General features: G+C 69.7%; 16 protein-coding genes and 2 pseudogenes. 6 read left to right on the forward strand and 12 right to left on the reverse strand.

Going from position 1 to position 21,146, the window contains the following annotated elements; genetic code table 11:
• Nucleotides 1-10: 10 nt before the first annotated feature.
• Nucleotides 11-1,201 carry a lysylphosphatidylglycerol synthase transmembrane domain-containing protein gene (locus AB0367_RS11235; RefSeq protein WP_366226111.1) on the forward strand — a complete coding sequence of 397 codons (1,191 nt, stop codon included), beginning with the start codon at nucleotides 11-13 and terminating at the stop codon, nucleotides 1,199-1,201.
• Between the two features lie 18 nt (nucleotides 1,202-1,219).
• Here the strand turns inward: AB0367_RS11235 and AB0367_RS11240 are convergent, their stop codons facing one another.
• A complete protein-coding gene (locus AB0367_RS11240; RefSeq protein WP_366226112.1) occupies nucleotides 1,220-1,597 on the reverse strand; it encodes a GNAT family N-acetyltransferase in 378 nt (125 codons plus the stop codon).
• 95 nt (nucleotides 1,598-1,692) lie between these two features.
• On the opposite strand from AB0367_RS11240, the gene AB0367_RS11245 reads away from it, so the two are divergent.
• Entirely contained in the window at nucleotides 1,693-2,694 is a 1,002-nt protein-coding gene (locus AB0367_RS11245) for an ADP-ribosylglycohydrolase family protein (RefSeq protein WP_366226113.1), read from the forward strand.
• Between the two features lie 44 nt (nucleotides 2,695-2,738).
• Here AB0367_RS11245 and AB0367_RS11250 read toward each other — a convergent pair whose 3' ends face one another.
• A complete protein-coding gene (locus AB0367_RS11250; RefSeq protein ID WP_366226114.1) occupies nucleotides 2,739-3,503 on the reverse strand; it encodes a hypothetical protein in 765 nt (254 codons plus the stop codon).
• Complete coding sequence (locus tag AB0367_RS11255) at nucleotides 3,487-4,410, reverse strand: DNA-processing protein DprA (protein ID WP_366226115.1); 924 nt, start codon at nucleotides 4,408-4,410, stop codon at nucleotides 3,487-3,489. Before AB0367_RS11255 ends, AB0367_RS11250 begins: the two co-directional genes overlap by 17 nt.
• Nucleotides 4,411-5,134: 724 nt before the next feature.
• Between AB0367_RS11255 and AB0367_RS11260 the strand changes: the two genes are divergently transcribed.
• Nucleotides 5,135-5,287, forward strand: coding sequence for a hypothetical protein (locus tag AB0367_RS11260; RefSeq protein WP_366226116.1), 153 nt, complete (start codon nucleotides 5,135-5,137; stop codon nucleotides 5,285-5,287).
• Nucleotides 5,284-6,324 carry a hypothetical protein gene (locus AB0367_RS11265; RefSeq protein WP_366226117.1) on the forward strand — a complete coding sequence of 347 codons (1,041 nt, stop codon included), beginning with the start codon at nucleotides 5,284-5,286 and terminating at the stop codon, nucleotides 6,322-6,324. Before AB0367_RS11260 ends, AB0367_RS11265 begins: the two co-directional genes overlap by 4 nt.
• Before the next feature lie 153 nt (nucleotides 6,325-6,477).
• Here the strand turns inward: AB0367_RS11265 and AB0367_RS11270 are convergent, their stop codons facing one another.
• The 6 genes and pseudogenes from AB0367_RS11270 to AB0367_RS11295 all read right to left on the reverse strand — a co-directional run bounded on the left by AB0367_RS11270 (nucleotide 6,478) and on the right by AB0367_RS11295 (nucleotide 13,165).
• Nucleotides 6,478-7,626 carry a protein kinase family protein gene (locus tag AB0367_RS11270; RefSeq protein ID WP_366226413.1) on the reverse strand — a complete coding sequence of 383 codons (1,149 nt, stop codon included), beginning with the start codon at nucleotides 7,624-7,626 and terminating at the stop codon, nucleotides 6,478-6,480.
• A gap of 63 nt (nucleotides 7,627-7,689) precedes the next feature.
• Nucleotides 7,690-8,223, reverse strand: coding sequence for a hypothetical protein (locus tag AB0367_RS11275; protein ID WP_366226118.1), 534 nt, complete (start codon nucleotides 8,221-8,223; stop codon nucleotides 7,690-7,692).
• Nucleotides 8,201-8,785 (reverse strand): hypothetical protein, encoded by a 585-nt coding sequence (locus AB0367_RS11280; RefSeq protein WP_366226119.1) that lies wholly within the window; start codon nucleotides 8,783-8,785, stop codon nucleotides 8,201-8,203. The genes AB0367_RS11275 and AB0367_RS11280 overlap by 23 nt, the downstream gene beginning before the upstream one ends.
• 202 nt (nucleotides 8,786-8,987) lie before the next feature.
• Nucleotides 8,988-11,861, reverse strand: coding sequence for a vitamin B12-dependent ribonucleotide reductase (locus tag AB0367_RS11285; RefSeq protein WP_366226120.1), 2,874 nt, complete (start codon nucleotides 11,859-11,861; stop codon nucleotides 8,988-8,990).
• A 276-nt stretch (nucleotides 11,862-12,137) separates the two neighbouring features.
• Nucleotides 12,138-12,560: pseudogene (gene nrdR, locus AB0367_RS11290) on the reverse strand (transcriptional regulator NrdR); the annotation flags it as partial.
• Between the two features lie 284 nt (nucleotides 12,561-12,844).
• The gene (locus AB0367_RS11295; protein ID WP_366226121.1) at nucleotides 12,845-13,165 is read right to left on the reverse strand and encodes a LysM peptidoglycan-binding domain-containing protein; all 321 of its coding nucleotides are present in this window, start codon (nucleotides 13,163-13,165) and stop codon (nucleotides 12,845-12,847) included.
• A gap of 439 nt (nucleotides 13,166-13,604) precedes the next feature.
• Here AB0367_RS11295 and lexA point away from each other — a divergent pair, with 439 nt between their 5' ends.
• Nucleotides 13,605-14,285, forward strand: coding sequence for a transcriptional repressor LexA (gene lexA, locus AB0367_RS11300; RefSeq protein ID WP_366226414.1), 681 nt, complete (start codon nucleotides 13,605-13,607; stop codon nucleotides 14,283-14,285).
• Between the two features lie 935 nt (nucleotides 14,286-15,220).
• Here the strand turns inward: lexA and AB0367_RS11305 are convergent.
• Both AB0367_RS11305 and hflX read right to left on the reverse strand, forming a co-directional pair.
• On the reverse strand, nucleotides 15,221-17,119 hold the full coding sequence (locus AB0367_RS11305; RefSeq protein WP_366226122.1) for a hypothetical protein: 1,899 nt from the start codon (nucleotides 17,117-17,119) through the stop codon (nucleotides 15,221-15,223).
• A gap of 87 nt (nucleotides 17,120-17,206) precedes the next feature.
• Entirely contained in the window at nucleotides 17,207-18,532 is a 1,326-nt protein-coding gene (hflX, locus tag AB0367_RS11310) for a GTPase HflX (RefSeq protein WP_366226415.1), read from the reverse strand.
• Between the two features lie 255 nt (nucleotides 18,533-18,787).
• On the opposite strand from hflX, the pseudogene AB0367_RS11315 reads away from it, so the two are divergent.
• A pseudogene (locus AB0367_RS11315) lies at nucleotides 18,788-20,179 on the forward strand (NAD-dependent malic enzyme); the annotation flags it as partial.
• A 109-nt stretch (nucleotides 20,180-20,288) separates the two neighbouring features.
• On the opposite strand, the gene dapF reads toward AB0367_RS11315, so the two are convergent.
• Nucleotides 20,289-21,143: a diaminopimelate epimerase gene (gene dapF, locus AB0367_RS11320; RefSeq protein WP_366226123.1), complete on the reverse strand. Its 855-nt coding sequence runs from the start codon at nucleotides 21,141-21,143 to the stop codon at nucleotides 20,289-20,291.
• Nucleotides 21,144-21,146 lie beyond the last annotated feature (3 nt).

Raw genomic sequence — 21,146 nt, forward strand, 5'->3', positions numbered from 1 at the left:
GTGACCGACCGTGACGCGTGAGTCCGAGACGATCACCGGAGTTGCGATGAACGACGGGCCGATCACTCCCGCCAACCCGGCCGCACCGGCTGGCAGTGTCTCACCGGCTGGCAGTGTCGTACCGGCTGGCAGTGTCTCACCGGAAGACGGTGTCGCACCGGAGGGTTCGGTCACGCCGAAGGATACGACGGCCGAGCCGGGCGACCGGGTCGCGCCGCCCGCGGCCACCGGCCGGAAGCCGTGGCGGGCGCGGGCCGTCCAGGCGGTGCGGATCCTCGCCGCCCTGGGTATCGCATATTTCATCGTGGCCACCACCGTCCGGCAGTGGTCGGGCGTGTCGGCGACGTTCCGCAGCCTGTCCTGGCCGTCGCTGGGCGCCTCGCTCGCCGCCGCGGTCGCCTGCCTGTGGGCGACGATGATGGCCTGGCGGACGATGGTCGGCAGCCTCGACCGCCCGGTGCGCATCCGTGACGCGGCGCCGATCCAGCTCATCGGCGCGCTGGGCAAGTATCTGCCCGGCACGGTCTGGGCGTACGTCGTGCAGATGGAGCTCGGGCGCCGCGTCGGCGTGTCCCGGTCGAAGGTGTTCATCGGCTCGGCCGTCGTCACCGGCCTCGGCGTCACCGTCGGCCTGATCCTCACCGCGCCCGGCTTCGGGGTCGCGTTCGACGGCGCCGACGCCACCGAACACCAGACGTTCGCCGCCGTTGCGGTGTGGTGCGCGGTGATCCTGCTGCCCTTCGGCCTGGTCTGCTGCTACCCGCCGCTGCTCACCTGGCTCGTCGGCCGGGCGATGCGGGTGCTGCGCCGCCCGGCCCTGGACCGCCCGATCACCTGGCGCGCGGTCCTGGTCTCCAGCGCCTGGTGCGCCGTCGGCTACCTGGCCGCCGGCGTGCACGTCTGGCTGCTGGTCCGCTCCCACCTGCCGGGCGTGCACGGCCTGTTCGGCAGCGTCTTCGCGATGGCCCTGGCGATGAGCATCAGCACGTTCGTCATCGTCGCCCCGTCGGGCCTGGGCGCCCGCGAGTTCCTCATGGCGATCGCGCTGGCCGGCCTGGGCGTGTCGTGGCCGACGGCGTGGGCCCTGACCCTGGTCTCCCGCCTGCTGTTCACCGTCGCGGACGTCGCCGCGGCGGGCGTCTCCGCCGCGGTGGGCCTGCGCCGCATCCGCCACTCGGCCTCACCCCCGGCCGCGCGGTAGGCCACCCCGGCGTCATCGTCAGAGAGCGATCACCCCGGCCTCGGCCGGGGTGAAGCCGCACGCGTCGAGGTAGTAGGCCGTCAGGTGCGGCTCGAAGTCGACGTGCAGCCACTCACAGCCCGCCGCCCGCGCCTCGGCCGCCGCCGTCGCCACGAGACGGGTGCCGACGCCGCTGCGACGGGCCCGCTCGGCCACCCACGTGTCCAGGATGAACGCGTGGCCGCCACCGTCCCAGGCCACGTTCACGAAGCCCACCAGGGCACCGGCGGCGTCGCGAGCGCAGACCCAGCCCAGGCTGTGCCGGTTGACCCGGGCCCACCAGCCGGGAAAGGCGGTCGCCACGGCGGACAGCTCGGCGTCGTCGAAGGGTGCGCGCCAGGCGTAGGAGATCGTCACCGTGCCAAGGCTAGGCGCCGGGCCGGGGGTCCCGGGGTCGCGCATCGAGATCGTTCGGGTATAGCTTGCCCGACGGCTTGTCATCGGAGGTTGCCATGTCGAAGGTGCGGGGTGCCCTGTTCGGTCTCGCGTTCGGCGACGCGCTCGGCGCGCCGACGGAGTTCATGAGTTACGAGGAGATCCTGCGGCGGTACGGCGAGCGCGGCCCCCACGAGCTGCCCCCGAGGGGGCTGGTCACCGACGACACGCAGATGACCCTCGCCGTCGCCGACGCCCTGGTGAGCGCCCTGGAGAAGCCGCCGGTGACCGCCGAGCACCTCGAGCCGCGCCTGCGCGGCCGCTTCCTGCAGTGGTGGAGCAGCGACGAGAACGACCGCGCCCCCGGCCGAACCTGCATGAACGCGTGCGCCGCGATGGCCGGCGGCAAGCCCTGGTGGGAGGCGACGATCGCCGGCTCGAAGGGCTGCGGCGCCAACATGCGCGTCGCCCCGATGGGCCTGGCCCCCGGCCTGAGCGACGACGAGCGCGCCGGCGCCGCCCAGCTGCAGGCGGCGCTGACCCACGGGCACCCGACCGGCCTGGCCGCCTCGGAGCTGACCGCCCTGGCCGTGCGCTGGCTCCTCGACGGCCTGCCGGTCGCCGAGCTGCCGGTCGCGTTGCGCGCCCGCTGCGACTCCCAGCGCGAGGTATACCGCGGCGACTGGCTCGGCGACCACCTGTGGCGCCGCTCACTGGCGGAGTCCCCCGAGCGGTTCATCGCCACCGGGTGGGACGAGTGCCGGGCCGCCCTGGCCGGCCTCGAGGACGCCGTGCGCCATGTCGGCCCGGACGCCGACCCGTGCTCGGCCGCGGGCGCCGGCTGGGTCGCCGAGGAGGCCTTGGCGACGGCCGTGTACTGCCTGCTGCTCTTCCCGGACTCCCCGATCGACGCGATCGCGAGGGCCGCCGCCTCCTCCGGCGACTCGGACTCGATCGCCTCCCTGACCGGCGGCTTCGCCGGCGCCATCCACGGCGAGCACGCCTGGCCGGCCGAGTGGTACACCCGCATCGAGTACCGCGAGGACCTGGACCGCCTCTCCACCGCCTGGACCGCCTAGCCCGGGACTGGCCCGGAGCAGCCTCGGACCGGAACAGGGCAGCTCTACCGCCCCTCCGGTTCGAGGCAGCATTGCTCCACATCGAACCACTGCGCCGATCTGAGACGGCCCATCATCGGCGCCGATGGCCCGAAGGCCGGATTCACGTGCCGGCCCAGAATCACGGCCGCGACAGCAGCGGCGCCGGCATCCTTGAGCGCGAAGGCGAGCGACTGCAGCCTGCCGCCGTTGGTCCAGGTGTCGTCGAGGAGCAGTACCCGGGCCTTGGCCGCCCGCCCGGGCGGGACGAAGAACCGATCGCGATGGAAGTCCCGATCCTCACTGGAGTAGGCAGAGCTGGTCATCGCCTGCAGCATTGGAAGTCCGACCCGGCTCGCGAGAATGATCTCGACCGGATGCGGGCCCCGCCGTCCCCTTGTGGACGGAACGATCGTCGCGTGCGTCAAAGGCCCGCCGGCCGCTTCGGCAAGGCATTTCCAGTGTTGCCGAAGAAACATGATGCCGAGAGCGGAGAGGCTACGCTGTGCCAGCCGCGACGGATACGGGGCCTTGTACGCCGCCAGGTTGTGTGCGTGCTGCCCGTTCTTCACCGCATAGGCGATGGGGACGACCACGTCCGCCAGTCGGCCGCCCGATGCATGCCGATGCTGCCGGCACGGATAACAGAATTCGAAGCGTGGTTCGACCGCCCCCCGGCAGACCGCGCAAATACCGGCGCCCGCTGGAAGCGGGTTACGCAGAAAGTTACGCTGCGTTTCCACAGATCGCCGGGCAGCGGTCCAGATGTCGTCGTTACCGTCTTCGGACAAGGGGAGGCAGCCCCTCCAGCGGGTCCAGAGCGTCAGGAATCTGGCTGACAATGTACTCCACCGCCTCGAGCAATTGCTCGACGGTCCGAACCACCATTACGCCCGGCCGGGTGGCGTAGTCACGCGCCCAATCGTGGACAAGCAGCGAATCGATCAGCACCACCGGGCGGCCATGCTGCAACGCAAGTCTGGCCTGCATTCGAGCGCCACTCTGATACGCCGCCTCGATAACGACCGTCGCCGCCGCGTATCCACTCATGACCGCATTACGCATAGGAAACGTCTGCTTGGTCGGGGACGCGTCGGGCCAGAACTGACTCAGCACCAGTCCGTCTTTGACAATCTGGTCCTGAAGCGACCGGTTGGTTGCCGGATAGTACCGATTGACGCCGGTTCCGATGATCGCGACCGTGCGGCCACCCACGCGCAGCGCCGCCTCGTGCGCGGCAGTGTCTATGCCCTTGGCAAGTCCCGACACCACGGTCACGCCGCTCTCGGCCAACGCGCCCGCCACGGTCCGGGCGGTCGCGAGGCCGCGCTCGGTCGGGTTCCGCGTTCCCACGACGGCCACCGCCCGCCGATCCCCAGCCAAGGTTCCTCGGGTGAAGACCACCGGTGGCATCTGATGGATGTCGCGCAGTTGCGCCGGATACGTGTCATCGAAGAGGCAGTGCACGGCGATGCCGCCGGCGAGCCAGTCGCGCACCTCGGCCGCGGCGGCGTCGAGCACACGGTCGATCGCGTTGTCGTCGTCGAACAGCGTCGCGCCGAAGTACAGCGCCCGACGTAACACGGGCATCGCGCTGCCCTCGGCAAGCACGTCCGCGGTGATGTCCGCCCACCGAGCGCCCGGACGTCGCAGCAGCGCCACCAGGGCGGCGGTCTCGGCCAAGCGATCTTCCGGCATGCCTTCGATCCTAGGAGCCGTAAGTGCCGGCGGCAGCGGTGCATGGACCACGACTGCTCCCCCCTTCGACCCATTCGCCCTTCAAGGGTATACGTGATCGAACGTGCGTTCGACAAGACCCGGGAACGGGAGGTGCCCCGGCCGTGCGTGGCCGGGGGCACCTGGATCGTTCGGCTTGTCGGGTCAAGAATTCCCGGGAAGTTTGGGAGTGCCTCCCCGAGATCAACTGTCTCCAGGAACTTTTGTCGCTTCGCATTCGACCTGGCGAGTTCTCATGCGTCGTGACGGCGGTGGTGGCGAGTTTCTTCGCCGATGTGGCGAACGAGATGATGTCGCGGTGCTTGAGACAGGGCCGAGGCGTTCGGGCCTCGATGAGTGGTTCGAGGTCATGTCCGCCGGCGAGGACGGTGCCGAGCAGCGGCCGCCATGGCAGGAGATGCCGGAGGTCGTCGATGGGCTGAGTCGGCCGGCGCGTTCCTTCCCGTCGAGCCGAGGGTCAGTGCGACTTCCCGGGTTGGCACTGGCCAGCCACGATGAGGCACCGGATCGAGTTCGAGTCCTGGGTCTAGCAGATCCACCTGATCGCCCTGGACTTCGGCCCGTCGGTCGTGGCAATGGTGTCGCAGCCATTCCGGCCGCACTGGATCGAGCGCGGAAGCACGGCGCGGCGACACGTCGCGGACTTCCTGATACGCATGGACGTCGGGGCAGGTGGTGCTGGGAGTTGCGGCCGGCCGAGGCCGTCCGGAACGCCGCCGAGCAGCAGCAGACCGCCCTGGCCCGTCAGGACGACAACGCCGACCGCCGGTACGAGGGTCTGCTCGCCGCCCTCGCCTGCGGCGGCTTCACCGCCACCGACGCCAGGCTCCCCCGGTGAGCGCCCACCGCCGTTCTCCGGATCCAGTCCGCTACGGCAAGTCCGACAACCGTTTGCTGCGGCTGGCACTGCTAGAGGAGTGGGAATGGCGCTGTTACTGGCGCGGCGAGCCGTTGACCTTCTCCACCGCGCAGATCGACCACATCATCCCGCGCACCGTGAAACCGCTCCGGCTCGCCGAGCTCATCGTGCAGCACCACCTACCCGCCGGCTTCGACCTGGACGCCCCGGCCAATCTCGGCCCGATCTGCGCGTACTGCAACAACGACAAGCGGAACCGCGACTACCTCGAAGCCCCTGCCGTGCACGCAAAACTGGACGACGCACGCCGGCGTGCGCCAGCGGTCGTCCGGCGGGTCAGGGCACACATGACGGCCGTCACGGTCGGTCGCGCGCTCATCGCCGCCGCCACTGCGGAGCTGACCGAACCGAAAGCCCGCGATGAGTTCCTGGAATACGCGCCTGCGGTCGTACAGACCCTCGCGCTGCTGGACGAGGACCGGGCCGATTTCGTCGTGCGCCGCGACGTCGTTCTTTGCCTCAGCGCTGAGATCCTGCGGGCGTCCTTCACCCTCGATGCGCGAGGTCGCGCGAGGTATGCGTGGGTGGAGGAGATCTGCGGCAGGGCCTGGCCGGAGCTCATCAAGGACGGCATGCGCGAGGTGGTCAGCGACGCGGAGGCATCGTTCGAGCAGGCCGTCCGTAACGAATGCGGCGACACCGCCGGCATCGTGTCCAGCGACACCGACGGTCTGACGGCCTCGATGGAGATCGCCGACGTCCGCCGCGACGGCAACCTGATGACATGCCAGGTGAGCGGGCAGCTGGAAGCTCGCTTCGACGCCCTCGTGCACGACGCCAACCCCGATGCCCCCGACTTCGACATCATCTACATGGAAGTGGAAGCGTACATGGAAATCCGGTTCCTGCTCACCGTGTCCTGGGATCTCACCGCAGCTCTCACTGAGCTCCCCGCCACCAATGTGGTCATCACCGGCGCCGACGCCAACGTCGGCGTCGACCGGAAGTTGAAATGACCGGGGCGAGCAGTCAACTCCCCGGGCGCCTGGCCACCGACCTTTGATTGTCCCCTCGCGCGTATGCGCTGACGAACAACACGTCGGCTTGGCTGATAGCGGCAGGGCTTGGACTGAGACCGCAACTCGCCCAGGCCTCACCGGTCGTGGCTCTCAAGCGGATCTTTCCGCTGGCGGTGCGGTGAGTTGCTCGACGTCAGCGATCAAGTCTCTGACCGACTGGTATCGGCTCGCGATGTCGTGCGCCGCGCACTTCTGCACGATGCGGCTCACCTCGTCGCCGGTCGTTGATAGCGACTCGCGGCCCGTGAAGATGTACGACAGCACCCAGCCGATGGCGTAGATCTCGTTGACAACCCCGTACAGCCGGAAGTCATGCAGGAGCGGGTCGCGTATGGTGCCACGCATCTCCGTCCGGGTCCGGGTGAACGTCGACGAAGGGTCCTTGACCAGACCGAAGTCCGATAGCTTCACCAGAACCGCGCCGCTCTCGTACACCTTCAGCAGCACATTCTGAAGGCTGATGTCGCGGTGCAGCAGAGGCTGGCTGTGCAGATAGCTGATCGCGTATAGGAACTGCAGCGCAATGCGCTTACGCGACGGGAAAGACAAATTATTGTTACGCCGCGCGATGAACGATCTCAGAGTGTCATTGCAGAACTCCATCCGATACTCGTTGCGGGCATCGTCGTACTGATATACATCGAGGATGTACGGGAAACTCAGCCGCTTCATCGTCTCGAACTCGTTCTTGAAACGGATTAAGTCGCGATCGCCGATCCCCTTCTTCGCGCGCTTGATCGCAAACTTAATGCCGTAGTCTGGGTCGATGTACGAGTACACGATCGCGTAAGACCCTTCCCCTTCCATCTTCAGGTTCGCAGGTCTGCGATCTTTCTTCAGCACGGTCGTCGTCGCCGTCCGGACGAACACGGGCTCGTATCGCACCAGCACGACCGGTTCGAAGTCCTCGGGGACGGTACTGCCGCCACCCATCGACAACCACGGCAGGCACCGGTCGACAGCCAGCCGGTAACGGTCGTCGAACCGCAGGGCGACGCCAGAGGCCTTCAACACCTGAAAGGCCTGGGCCAAGTCGTCGACCAGGGCGATCAACTGCCGGCTGTTATCCGCCCAATAGTGCCTGGTGCTTCGGGCTCTACCGTTGATGCTGTCGAAGTGCTCGGTCAACTGTTCGTGAAAGTACGCGAACATGGGTCCGAGTTCTGGGTCGTCGTACAAACGGGTGAAGGCCTGCGACGGGTTCTGGGCAGCGTACTTCTCCTTGAGGTCCGCCAGCATCAGATCCAAGGGTGTCATGGCCTCAGCTCACGCTCCGCTTTGCTTATCGCCTATCAGAACGCGCTACGGCGCTGTCCACCTGCGACCGGTGCTCGGCGCCAACGCGCGACCCGAAGGTAGTGTCTCGCAATCTGGTCGCGCCATCGTACCCGTGGAGCGGGCGTTGCCCGCTACGCAAGTGCTGGTCGCCGTTGTGATCCCGTGAATGTGGTGAATCTCCTCGATCACCTCGATGATGCGTGCGATCCGATGGTTGACCTTCCAGGTGGTGCGCTGAGGAGCCATCCGGTTCTTTGTCTTGTAGTCGCGCATGGTGACCACTTCGTAGGTCTCGCCGTTGGGCCGAGTCTTGGTCTCGCGCTTGATGCAGGCCGGCGTGAGACAAGCGAGGTCCTTGTCCCGCAATCCGCAGGTGGCTGCAAGGTAGTCCATGGCGTAGTAGACCAGCGCGCTCTGCCAGAAACGCAGTTCGTCGCGGACGGGCAGAAGCCGGCGGGCCCAGGCCGTGTTGCCAGTGCTGCCGGTCCGCGGAAATTCGGCAATTGGCAGGTCGCAAGGGTTTCCGCCGTCTTCGTCAAGGTCCTCGTTTCGCGGCATCGCGGTCGACAGTTCGCACGTCGTGCTGGCGACCGTCCCGGTCGATCCGCAAGGCGCCTTGGACGAACAGATCGACGAAGCCTGGGGTGATCGGGGTGCCACGGCTGCCGGTGCGGCGGCGCGGCTTCAGGCCCGCGATTGCTTGAACGCAGCGGCCGTTGGGCAAGTTGATGCGTTCGAGGTCGAACGGCAGCGGCACGTTGTAGGTGCGATGCAGGAACTCGTGGAATTGCTTGAGGGTGGAGCGCTGGGCCTGCCAGGTCGCTGAGGAAACCTGCGTGTCCTGGTCGTACTGCCCGGGCGCGTAGTAGGCGAGCAGGTCGTCTTCATCGGCAACGAATACGTCGCTGCGGTGCTCGGCGGGGTCGATGCGGTGTCGCACGACGCGTAGGTACTCGATCCAGGCGGCAAGTCGGCGAGCGTGTGCGACGGTCGTGTCCATCACCGGTCGTCGCTGGTGCTTGCGATGGAGCCAATGCGACGCGGCCGTATCGTAGCGACCGTCGACGAGGATGGACGGACTGTCGACGTGCTCGACACGTAACGACGGCTCGCCGAGCATTTACTCGAGCAGTTCACGATCGACAGGGCACGGCCGGACGACGCTCACCGACATGTCCGCTCCTTCCCCGTACGCCCAAAGCAGATGCCTCCCACCCGGATTCGGGTGGGAGGCATCTGTTGTAGAGCTTCACCAGGAGCGATGTCAAACAGTGATTCCTCTTAGGAATCAGCCACAGGAGACATGCCTGAACTTCCCGGTTTCAGCTGCAGCCGCTGGTGGAGCCGCAGCCCTCGCAGACGTAGCAGCTGCCGGCGGGGCGCATCTTCGTGCCGCAGGTGAAGCACAGCGGCGCGTCGGCGGCCTTGCCTTGGACCAGTTCGAGCAGTTCCGTGGAGGAGCCGATGCGGCGCGGGGTCTCGATCTCGACTGGCTTCGAGGCGGTCGCGGGCTTCTCCGCGGCGGCCGGCTTCACCACCGGGGCCGAGTTTCGCATCTCGGTGAGGTCGACGTCGGACTCGCCGCCGCCGGCCTCGGCGCGCAGCTGGGCCGCGCGCTCCGCCGAGGTCAGGATGCCCAGCTCCGAGCGGGTGTCGAAGTCGAGGAAGTCCAGCGCCAGGCGGCGGAAGATGTAGTCCATGACCGAGCTCGCCAGGCGGATGTCCGGGTCGTCGGTCATGCCGGCCGGCTCGAAGCGCATGTTGACGAACTTCGAGACGTAGGTCTCCAGCGGCACGCCGTACTGCAGGCCGATGGAGATCGCCACGGAGAACGCGTCCATGACGCCGGCGAGGGTGGAACCCTGCTTCGACATCTTGAGGAAGACCTCGCCGAGGCCGTCGTCCGGGTAGGACGAGGCGGTCAGGTACCCCTCGGCGCCGGCGACCGAGAACGACACGGTCGAGCCGGGCCGCTTCTTCGGCAGCCGCTTGCGCACCGGGCGGTACTCGATCACCTTCTCGTTCTTGACGACCTCCTGGACGGCCGGCTCGGGCTCGGCGTCCTTCTTCTTCGACACGGCCGACAGCGGCTGGCCGACCTTGCAGTTGTCGCGGTAGATCGCCAGTGCCTTGAGGCCGAGCTTCCAGCCCTGGTAGTAGATCTCCTCGACGTCCTCGACGCTGGCCGCCTCCGGCATGTTGACCGTCTTGGAGATGGCGCCGGAGATGAACGGCTGGATCGCCGCCATCATCCGCACGTGGCCCATCGGGGCGATGGTCCGCTCGCCCATCGCGCAGTCGAACACGCTGTAGTGCTCGATGCGCAGGCCCGGGGCGTCGACGACGTGGCCATGCGACGAGATGTGCTCGACGATCGCCTCGACCTGCTCCTCCTGGTAGCCCAGGGTGCGCAGGGCCCGCGGCACGGTCTGGTTGACGATCTGCATCGAGCCGCCGCCGACGAGCTTCTTGAACTTGACCAGGGCCAGGTCGGGCTCGACGCCGGTGGTGTCGCAGTCCATCATCAGGCCGATGGTGCCGGTCGGGGCGAGGACGCTGGCCTGCGAGTTGCGCCAGCCGTTCTTCGCCCCGATCTCGTTGCCCAGGGCCCACTGCGCCGTCGCCGCGTCCTTGATCGCGGCGTCGACGGCGCCCACGCTGCCGATGGCGTCGTTCGCGGCCGCGTGCTTGTGCATGACCCGCTGGTGCGCGGAGGCGTTGCGGGCGTAGCCGTCGTACGGTCCGACGACGCCGGCCAGCTCGGCCGAGCGGCGGTAGGCGGTGCCGGTCATCAGGCTGCTGATCGTCGCCGCGACGGCCCGGCCGCCATCGGAGTCGTACGCCAGGCCGCTGGCCATGAGCAGCGCGCCCAGGTTGGCGTAGCCGATGCCGAGCTGACGGTACGCGCGGCTGGTCTCGCCGATCTTCTCGGTCGGGAAGTCGGCGAAGGAGATCGAGATGTCCATCGCGGTGATGACGAGCTCGACGGACTTGACGAACTTCTCGACGGCGAACGTGCCGTCGGCGTTGAGGTACTTGAGCAGGTTCAGCGAGGCCAGGTTGCAGCTGGAGTTGTCCAGGTGCATGTACTCGCTGCAGGGGTTGGAGGCGGTGATGCGGCCGGTCTCCGGGCAGGTGTGCCAGTCGTTGATCGTGTCGTCGTACTGGATGCCGGGGTCGGCACACTCCCACGCGGCCTGGGCGAGCTTGTGGAACAGCTCCTTGCCCTTGACGGTGGAGATCACGGTGCCGTCGAGGCGGGAGCGCAGCCCGAACTCGGTGTCGTCCTCGACCGAGCGCATGAACTCGGCGGAGACTCGCACCGAGTTGTTGGCGTTCTGGTACTGGACGCTGACGATGTCCTTGCCACCGAGGTCCATGTCGAAGCCGGCGTCGCGCAGCGCGCGGATCTTGTCCTCTTCGCGCGCCTTGGTCTCGATGAACTCCTCCACGTCCGGGTGGTCGACGTCGAGGATCACCATCTTGGCCGCACGCCGGGTGGCGCCGCCGCTCTTGATGGTGCCGGCGGACGCGTCGGCGCCGCGCATGAACGACACCGGGCCGCTGGCGGTGCCGCCGCTGGACAGCAGCTCCTTGGAGGAGCGGATCCGCGACAGGTTGACGCCGGAGCCGGAGCCGCCCTTGAAGATCAGGCCCTCCTCCTTGTACCAGTCGAGGATCGAGTCCATCGAGTCGTCGACGGCGAGGATGAAGCAGGCGCTGACCTGCTGCGGCGACGGCGTGCCGACGTTGAACCAGACCGGCGAGTTGAAGCTGAACACCTGGTGCAGCAGCATCCAGGTCAGCTCCTGGCCGAACACCTCGGCGTCGTGGTCGGTCGCGAAGTAGCCGTGCGCCTGCCCGGCCCGCTGGTAGATCGACACCACGCGGTCGATCAGCTGGCGCAGCGACTGCTCGCGCGCCGGGCTGCCGACCGCACCACGGAAGTACTTGGTGGTGACGATGTTGGCGGCGTTGACGCTCCACGTCGCCGGGAACTCGACCCCCCGCTGCTCGAAGTTGATCGAGCCGTCCCGCCAGTTCGTCATGACGATGTCGCGGCGCTCCCACGCCACCTCGTCATACGGGTGTACACCCTCGGTCGTCCAGACCCGCTCGACCCTCAGCCCCTCCCGCTGGTCCTTGCGTGCCGACGCCTTCGTCTTCGTCTCCCCCGCCACCGGCGGCCCCCTCATCAGCGTTGTGTCGTTCGTCGTGCGTGATCGTTCGCGGCCGGGCGACTTCGCACCGTCCGCGGGTGATCTCTTCCCTTATTCGGTACCGCGTGTTGCCGGCGCCGCGCCTCAGCCCGACCCGCGCGCCAGGCGCGAGGCCCCACTGGTGCTCAGCGCCCCGTCGGCCAGCTCGCCGGCGCGGGTGGCCGGGGCCGGCGGCCCCTCCCCCTGCTGCTGGTCCGGCTTCGCCGGCGCCGGCTGCGCGTCCGTCTTCGGCGCGCCCGCCCGCAGCGCCGCGATCTCGCGCTCGAAATCGCTCAGCGAGTCAAACGATCGGTACACACTGGCGAAACGCAGGTAAGCGACCTCATCGAGGTCCCGCAGCGGTGTCAGGATGGCCAGGCCGACCTCGTGGCTGGGCAACTCGGCGGCACCCCGGGCACGGACCGTCTCCTCGACCTTCTGCGCGAGCAGCGCGATGGCGTCCTCGTCGACCGGCCGGCCCTGGCACGCCTTGCGCACCCCGGCGATGATCTTCGATCGGCTGAACGGCTCCGTCACCCCGCTGCGCTTGACCACGGCGAGCACGGCCTCCTCGACGGTCGTGAACCGCCGCCCGCACTCCGGGCAGGAGCGACGCCGCCGGATGATCTGACCATCCTCGGCCTCGCGGGAGTCGACCACCCGCGAGTCGGCGTGCCGGCAGTACGGGCACCGCATCTCGATGGACCTCTCTCCATGGTACGCCGGACAAATCCGCGCAAAAGGGCATGCCAAGTCCGGCGAGCTCCCTCCGAGGCGGGCTCCGCCGGATATCTACGTTCGGTGATGGGCGACTGCCGGATCCACAAGTTATGGACGACTTACACCCCTGTAACTACTACATCTAGGGGGTAGACGCTATGCCGACGCCTACGCCGACGCAAGTCGAACGTGGATCCCGACACGTTCGTGTAGCACGCGTCTCACCGGGCCGTGCGGTGCGGCCACGGGATCACCGCAGGTCAGCGCGTGCGGGGCAGGATCAGCCGCTGCCCGGCGTCGATACCGTAGCCGTCCAGCTTGTTGAGACGGCGGATCTCCTCGACCATGGCGTCACGCCCCCGCCGCCCGCGGCGCTCACTCGCGATGCCCCAGAGCGTGTCGCCCGGCTGGACGATGACGGTCGGCGCCGGCCCCGGCGGGTCGGCGGCCTGCCCCGGCGCGGCGACGAGCGCGACGAGCCCACCGGCGAGCGCGAGCAGGAAGCAGAACAGCACGACCCGGCCACGCCGAGTGAGGCGGATCGGCGCCGCATCGTGCCCGTTTGCGGCCTTCCGTCCCATGTCAGCCCTCATTTCCGCACACCCGTTCGATAGAACAGTCGTACGATTGTGTATCAGAGCAGGGGATCCGTGTCGAGCGGACTCGCCGAAAAATTGACGCGCCACGTAGTACAGATGTTTGAAACTGTCGTACCTCGGCGATACGGTGATCCACACACGATCAATCGCCTTTGATCGGGAATACGGAACTGTGCGACAACCGGCTCCCCCGCACCCGCGGGAAGCCCGGGTGACGGACCACCCGACGGCCCGTCAGCAGGCGCGGCGCCAGCCCGCTCCTGCCAACACGAGGGAGGACTACGTGTCAGCCGACGACCGCACCGACGCATCCGCAAGCGAGCCGGACGAGACCATCGACGGCCCTGGCGCCGAGGTCACCGCCATCGCCGGCCGCTCCAGCACGAAGCGCGCCACCCGCCGCCGCGGCGGCGAGCCGGAGATGCGCGCGGTCACGGCGGTGGTCAGCGCCTTCCCCGACCTCTTCGCCGCCGACCTGACCGTCCGCCAGCGCCGCATCCTCGAGTTCATCCGCTCTGCCGTTGAGCGCAACGGCTACCCGCCGAGCGTGCGCGAGATCGGCGAGGCCGTGGGTCTCGTCTCGCCGTCGAGCGTCGCTTACCAGCTCAAGGAGCTCGAGCGCAAGGGCTACCTGCGCCGCGACCCCAACCGCCCGCGCGCCGTCGACGTCCGCCCGCCGAGCGAGCTGGTCTCGGTCGATGAGGAGGCCGCGCGCGCCGCCCGCCCCGCCCCCGCATTCGTGCCGGTCCTGGGCCGCATTGCCGCCGGCGGCCCGATCCTGGCCGAGCAGGCCGTCGAGGACGTGTTCCCGCTCCCCCGCGAGCTGGTCGGCGAGGGCACCCTCTTCATGCTCCAGGTCAAGGGCGACTCAATGCTCGACGCCGCGATCTGCGACGGCGACTGGGTCGTCGTGCGGCAGCAGCCCAACGCCAACAACGGCGAAATCGTGGCCGCCATGCTCGACGGCGAGGCCACCGTGAAGACATACCGCAACCGCGACGGCCACGTCTGGCTGATGCCCCAGAACGCCGCCTTCGACCCCATCGCCGGCGACCACGCCACGATCCTGGGCCGCGTCGTAACGGTGGTCCGCCGCATCTGACGCCCACACCCCCGCCGACGCCGCCCAGTTCGCACCTGCGCGGCCGACAACCACGGCAGCGCACAACGCCATAGCTCGCACCCGTTCCCGGCAGGCCGCAGGTCGCGGTTGGCCGGGGCGGCGCCGAACTCGTTGCTGAACCCTTCGGCGAGCACGCGATCGAGCGTGACGGCGGCGCCTTGGACGAACTCATCGGCGATCAGCCCCGCGGCCCGATGTCGCTCTACGACGGGACGCTGAGCACGAAGTACGGCAACAAACAGCGGTGCAGGCGGTAGGCAGGGCTGCCACGGGCAGGACGACAGCGCTGGGCCAGGGACCTCAGGGGCCTGAGCTGCGTCCGGGCAGACCCCGAGCCGCCTCGGCAGGGCTACGACGGGCGCGACAGCACCGCAGGGCCAGGCACCGACCCGGCAGGACCCAGCCCGCGTCGGGCAGCAGCCAGGTAAGGCGGCGGCCAGGTCGGGCGGGGCAGAGAGCCGAACAGGGCCGGCCCGCGGCGGCGCAGGCCGGCGGAGCGTGCCGCTGTGGGCAAACTCGGGCTGCGGCAGGTCACCCGGCCAGGCCGGAAACCGGCAGCCACCGGCCAGACGGACACGCGCCGACGCCGAGAGGCTGGGTGTCGCGCACGGGCGCAAACGCGCCAGGCGGGCACGCGCCGACGCCGACGGGCGGCGTGGCATACGCGGACGCCAGCGGCCAGGGGCACGCGCCGTCGCCAGGGACAGAGTGACGCGCTGGCGCTGGACGGCCAGGCGGGCACGCGCCGACGGGCGGGGTGGCATACGCGGACGCCGGCGGCCAGGCGCGCGCGCCGTCGCCAGGGACAGAGTGACGCGCTGGCGCTGGGCGGCGAGGCGGGCACGCCAACGGCCGAGGCGAGCAGGGGCGAACGCTACGAGGCAGGCGCAGAACAAGCAGCGGCGCGGGCCGTGTCAGCGGTGTGGGGCGTAGCCGCGGTCGTAGCCGCCGCGCTGGTCGTGCGCGGACGGTGGGGGGCCCTCGGCGTAGCCCCGCGCGGACTGCGGGCCGTAGCCGCCCCTCGGCACACCGCCGCCGGGGCCGCCACCGTAGGCGTTACCGCCACCCGAGCCACCATCCGAGCCGCCACCGTAGGCGTTGCCGCCGCCCGAGCCACCGCCTGGGCCGCCGCCATAGGCGTTGCCGCCACCGCCTGGGCCGCCGCCGTACGCGTTACCGCCACCGCCCGAGCCGCCGCCTGGGCCGCCGTAGACGTCGCCGGCGCCGCCTGGGCCGCCCACGTTGCCTGGACCGCCGCCGTAGACGTTGCCACCACCGCCCGGGCCGCCGCCGTAGACATTGCCACCACCGCCGGCCGGGCCGGCCGAGCCGCCACCGTAGGCGTTGCCGCCGCCCGAGCCACCGCCTGGGCCGCCATAGACGTTGCCGCCGCCACCGGCCGGGCGGGATTGCGGGCCTGAGGACTGGCGGCCGCCGCCGTAGACGTTGCCGCCGCCGGCCGAACCGCCGGAGCCTCCGGAACCGCCAGGGCCACTGCGGCCACCCCGGCCACCGCGGCCGCCGCGCGGGCTGCCGGGACCACCGCGGCCGCCGCGCGGGCCGCCGGGACCGTAGGGGTCGTCAGCGGCGAAGAGGTCGTCGGGGCCGAAGGAGCCGTTGCCGTACGCACCCACCGGGGCCGACCTCGCAAGGTCGCCGGGCACGGCGTCGGACTGCCCTCGGACGGAGCCGGTGTTCGGACTGTTCGGGCCGTTCGGGCCGGCGGCACGGGCCGCTCGGGCGCGGCGGATGCCAATCACGCCGGCGATCACCAGGCCCAGGCCCAGGACGCCGATGAAGGCGACCGCGTAGGTGATGTCCTGCAGAGTGAGGGACTTCATGAAGCTCTGGTCCTTCGCCTTGGGCGACGGGATGCCGTTGCCATCGCCGTTGCCGACCGAGGTGTCGGTCGGTGTGTACTTCAGCAGCGGCGCCTTGTTCGGGGATTCCACGTCGGAAGCGGTGATGTAGTGCTTGCCGTCCGGTGTGTAGGTGATCGCCTCGCCCTGGGGCTCGTTGGGCAGCGGGGTGATGCGCGGCTTGCCCGTCGTGATCGCCTTGACCACGTCGCCGTCGGGGACGTCGAACTCGTAGGCGTCGGAATAGGTGCGCACGACGACCTTCGAGCCGTCCGGGGATGACGCGGCGCCGGTGACCAGCTTCCAGCCCAGCATGCTCAGCGGATTGGGGGTCTTCGTCTCCTGGGCGGTGAAGGTGCCGACCTTCTTGAGCTTGACGGTCTTGTCGGGCTCCAGGGGGCCCTCCGACACCCACACCTCGCTCGGCGGCGCCTTGGTGATGATGATCGGCAGGCCGTCGCCGTTGATCAGCAGGGCCTCGGCGTCGTGCTTCTTGCCATCGGGGTAGGCCAGCCGGTTGATGGTGGGCTGCTTCGCGCCGTCGGCCAAGGTCCAGATCGCGACCGTCGGGCGCGGGTCCTTCGAGCCGCCGCTGGCCTCGTCGTTGTCGCCGATGTCGGCGATGTAGAGCGTGCCGTTCTTGTCCATGGCGGCGTCTTCGGGATCGAGCGCCCTCGTCGGGTAGTTGATCGTGTTGATGAGCTTGCAGGCGTTGTCGAGGACGAAGATCTTCGGCTTGCCGGGGGGCGGTTGGCTGTCCTGGATGGCGTAGTAGCCGGTCTGCGTGGCGACCAGGCCGGAGATCTCGCTGACTTCCTTCGAGCTGGGCGTGCAGACGACGGTGCCGGGCGACGGGTCGGTCGCGGGTGACGGTGCGTGAGCCGCGGCCGGTGCGGGGACCCCAGCCGATAAACCGATCGCTGCGGCCGCACTGAACACCACCCGTCGTCGCATCGCACAAGTTTGGCAGAGCCGGACCAGGATTGGGGCCGCCCGGTCCGGCTGTCACTCCAAGTAATCGATCGATGCGATGCTACGTAATCACACGGCGTAGGGTGCGAGTTCGGCGGCGAGGCTCTCTGTCACCCGGGCGCGCAGCCGCGTGCCCTCGGCCAAGTGCGAGGTCTCCAGGACCTCGCCGATCGAGTGCACCCGCGCGACCAGGTCGCCACGCTCATACGGCACCACGGCCGTCAGCTCGATCGCCGGCCACGGCAGCCGGCGCTCGATCGCGGCCCGCACGTCCTCGATGCCGGCGCCGGTGCGCGCGGAGGCGAAGACCGCCTCGGGCCACAGCCGCTTGAGGCGCAGCTGGGTCTCCTCGTCGGCCGCGTCCAGCTTGTTGATCACCAGTAGCTCCGGCACGGCGTCGGCGCCGACCTCGGCCAGCACCTCGCGGACCGCCCTGACCTGAGCCTCGGGGTCCGGGTGCGAACCGTCGACGACGTGCAGTACGAGATCTGCCTCGGCGACCTCTTCGAGGGTGGACCGGAATGCCTCGACCAGCTGGTGGGGCAGGTGGCGGACAAACCCGACCGTGTCGGACAGCGTGTAGATGCGCCCGTCCGCGGCCCGGGCCCGCCGGGTGGTGGTGTCCAGGGTGGCGAACAGCGCGTCCTCGACCAGCACGCCCGCCCCGGTCAGCCGGTTGAGCAGGCTGGACTTGCCGGCGTTGGTGTAGCCGGCGATGGCCACCGCGGGCACCCGGTTGCGCCGGCGGGTGGCGCGCTTGGTGTCGCGGATCGTCGCCATCGCGGCGATCTCGCGCTTGAGCCGTGCGATGCGGGTGCGGATGCGCCGCCGGTCGATCTCCAGCTTGGTCTCACCGGGACCGCGCAGGCCGACGCCGCCGTTGCCGCTGGCGGAGCCACCGGCCTGCCGGCTGAGCGCCTCGCCCCAGCCCCGCAGGCGCGGCAGGAAGTACTGCAGCTGCGCCAGCTCGACCTGGGCCTTGCCCTCCTTGCTCTTGGCGTGCTGGGCGAAGATGTCCAGGATCAGCGCCGTGCGGTCGATGACCTTGACGTTGACCTGCGACTCCAGTGTGCGCAGCTGCGACGGGGACAGCTCGCCGTCGCAAATGACGGTGTCCGCGCCGCTGCTGGCCACCACGGCGCGCAGCTCCTGGACCTTGCCCCGGCCGATGAAGGTGGACGGGTCGGGCCGGCCACGGCGCTGGATGAGGCCGTCGAGCACCTGGGAGCCGGCCGTCTCGGCGAGCGCGGCCAGCTCGGTCAGCGAGTTCTCGGCGTCGGTGACGCTGCCCTCGGTCCACACGCCGACCAGCACGACGCGCTCCAGGCGCAGCTGCCGATACTCGACCTCGGTGATGTCGGAGAGCTCGGTGGACAGCCCGGCGACGCGCCGCAGGGCGTGCCGCTCCTCGAGTTCGAGATCGCCGTCGTCAACGAAATCCTCGAACTCCTCTGCGTCCGCGTCGTAGGCGTCTGCGGAAAAGCTCGTTCGTGCGCGCAAGATGATCTCCTCGGTGAAGCTACGTCAACCCTGCAATCCTGACACTTCACGCCGCCTAAGGCACTTGATATTGGCGGTACCGTATCGACGTGCCGCAATCCGGGCACACCGGGTGGCCGGGCGGGTGATCGCCGGGGTGAGAATGGGCTCGTGACACCTGCCACACACAGACTGCCCAGCGCCGGGTTCTCCATCACTATCCGTGTCTCCGTCATCGCCGACGCCTCGGCCATCGGCCGCCTGACCACCGCGGTCGGCGAGGCCGGCGGAATCGTCACGGCGGTCGACGTCGTCGACTCCGACAGCGCCACCGTCGTGGTCGACCTCACGTGCGACACCGCCGACTCCTCCCACGCCGAGCAGGTCGTGGCCGGCCTCGAGAAGCTCGACGGGGTCGACGTGCGCAAGGTCTCCGACCGCACGTTCCTGCTGCACCTCGGCGGCAAGATCGAGGTCGCGCCGAAGGTCGCGCTGCGTAACCGCGACGAGCTCTCCCGCGCCTACACGCCCGGCGTTGCCCGCGTGTGCCTGGCGATCGCCGAAAACCCGGACGATGCCCGGCGCCTGACCATCAAACGCAACACGGTCGCCGTGGTCACCGACGGCTCGGCGGTGCTCGGCCTCGGCAACATCGGGCCCTACGCCGCGATGCCGGTCATGGAGGGCAAGGCCGCCCTGTTCAAGCGCTTCGGCGGGGTGGACGCCTGGCCGGTCGTGCTCGACACTCAGGACACCGAAGAGATCATCTCGATCGTGCGGGCGATCGCCCCGGCGTACGGCGGGATCAACCTCGAGGACATCGCCGCCCCTCGCTGCTTCGAGATCGAGGAGCGGCTGCGCGAGGAGCTGGACATCCCGGTGTTCCACGACGACCAGCACGGCACCGCGATCTGCGTGCTGGCCGCGCTCACCAACGCGCTGCGCGTGGTGGGCAAGCCGATCAGCCAGGTCCGGGTCGTCGTCAGCGGCGCCGGCGCGGCCGGTACGGCGATCATGAAGCTCCTGCTGCGCCAAGGCGTCGGCGACGTGATCGCCACCGACCGGCCGGGCGCGCTGCACCGCGGCATGACCGGGCTGTCAGCCGCCTGGCAGTGGCTGGTGAACAACACCAACAAGGACAACTACTCCGGCGACCTGCGCGGGGCGCTGCGCGGGGCCGACGTCTTCATCGGGGTGAGCGCGCCCAACCTGCTCACCGGCGACGACATCGCCACGATGGCGCCCGGCTCGATCGTGTTCGCGCTGGCCAACCCCGACCCGGAGGTCGACCCGCGGGAGGCGCGCGAGCACGCCGCGATCGTCGCCACCGGCCGCTCCGACCAGCCCAACCAGATCAACAACGTGCTCGCGTTCCCCGGCGTGTTCCGGGGCATGCTCGACGCGCAGGCCCGCGAGTTCACCGACGAGATGGCCCTGGCCGCGGCGCGGGCGATCGCCGACACGGTGGGCGAGGACAAGCTCAACCCGACGGTGATCGTGCCGAGCGTGTTCGACGCGCGGGTCGCCCCCGCCGTCGCGGCGGCGGTGCGGGCCGCGGCCAAGGGTCCCCAGCTGGACTCGATGCCCGACGGGGTCACGCCCGGCGGCGGGCCCGCGGTCCGGTAGCCCCGGGCCCGCGGCAGGCCCCAAGCGCGGGCCTCAGAGGCGGGCCTCAGGAGTAGGTGGGAGCGAGCTGCCGGATGGCCTGCGCGTCGACGTCGCCGTGAGCGACGATGACCGCAGGCCCCCGCAGCAGGAACTCCGTCGGCGTCGCGGTGACGGTGAGCCGGCCGCCGAGCACGTCGACCACGACCACGCCGCCGTCGAGGCCCGCGTGGTGCAGCGCCTCGGCGGCCACCGCGCACGCGCCGGACCCGCACGACTGGGTCTCCCCGGAGCCGCGCTCGTACACCCGCATCCGCCGGTACAGGTCGGCGCCCGCGGGGGCTGGGCCCACGGCGGCGAACTCGACGTTGACCCCCGCCGGGAAGATCAGCTCGTCGACCGCCGGCGCGCGGGTCAGGTCGAGCCGCTGCAGGGTGGGCTCGTCGACGGCGCAGACCAGGTGCGGGTTGCCCACGTCGACCGCCGTGCCGGTGAAGCTCGCCTCACTGGTGACGGCCTCGCTGCGCACGTAGACCCGCGGCAGCGGCATCCCGGCCGAGATCTCCTCGCCCATGGTGACCGGCACCACACCCGCGCGGGTGACCAGGTCGAACGTGCCCTCCGGGTCGACCAGTCCGGCCTCGGCGAGGTATCGCGCGTAGACCCGCACCCCGTTGCCGCACATCTCCGCCTGCGAGCCGTCGGCGTTCCAGTAGTCCATGAACCACTCCGCGCCGGCGGCGGACGCCTCGGCGTCAGGGTGAGCGGCGCTGCGCACGACGCGCAGCACGCCGTCGGCGCCGATGCCGCGGCGCCGGTCACACAGGGCGGCGACGAGGGCCGGGGTCAGCGGCAGGGTGCCATCCGGGTCGGGCAGGATGACGAAGTCGTTGCCCGTGCCGTGGCCTTTCGCGAAGCGCATGGC

The sequence above is a fragment of the Dactylosporangium sp. NPDC051484 genome, from assembly GCF_040689395.1.
GTDB lineage: Bacteria > Actinomycetota > Actinomycetes > Mycobacteriales > Micromonosporaceae > Dactylosporangium.

Bases quoted from the DNA above. Each gene is read 5' to 3' on its own strand.
- AB0367_RS11245 (WP_366226113.1), top strand. From the start codon at position 1,693: ATGTCGAAGGTGCGGGGTGCCCTGTTCGGTCTCGCGTTCGGCGACGCG.
- AB0367_RS11255 (WP_366226115.1), bottom strand. From the start codon at position 4,410: ATGCCGGAAGATCGCTTGGCCGAGACCGCCGCCCTGGTGGCGCTGCTG.
- AB0367_RS11270 (WP_366226413.1), bottom strand. From the start codon at position 7,626: ATGCTGGCGGACCTCAAGGAGAAGTACGCTGCCCAGAACCCGTCGCAG.
- AB0367_RS11275 (WP_366226118.1), bottom strand. From the start codon at position 8,223: ATGCCGCGAAACGAGGACCTTGACGAAGACGGCGGAAACCCTTGCGAC.
- AB0367_RS11280 (WP_366226119.1), bottom strand. From the start codon at position 8,785: ATGCTCGGCGAGCCGTCGTTACGTGTCGAGCACGTCGACAGTCCGTCC.
- AB0367_RS11285 (WP_366226120.1), bottom strand. From the start codon at position 11,861: ATGAGGGGGCCGCCGGTGGCGGGGGAGACGAAGACGAAGGCGTCGGCA.
- AB0367_RS11295 (WP_366226121.1), bottom strand. From the start codon at position 13,165: ATGGGACGGAAGGCCGCAAACGGGCACGATGCGGCGCCGATCCGCCTC.
- lexA (WP_366226414.1), top strand. From the start codon at position 13,605: ATGCGCGCGGTCACGGCGGTGGTCAGCGCCTTCCCCGACCTCTTCGCC.
- AB0367_RS11305 (WP_366226122.1), bottom strand. From the start codon at position 17,119: ATGCGACGACGGGTGGTGTTCAGTGCGGCCGCAGCGATCGGTTTATCG.
- dapF (WP_366226123.1), bottom strand. From the start codon at position 21,143: ATGCGCTTCGCGAAAGGCCACGGCACGGGCAACGACTTCGTCATCCTG.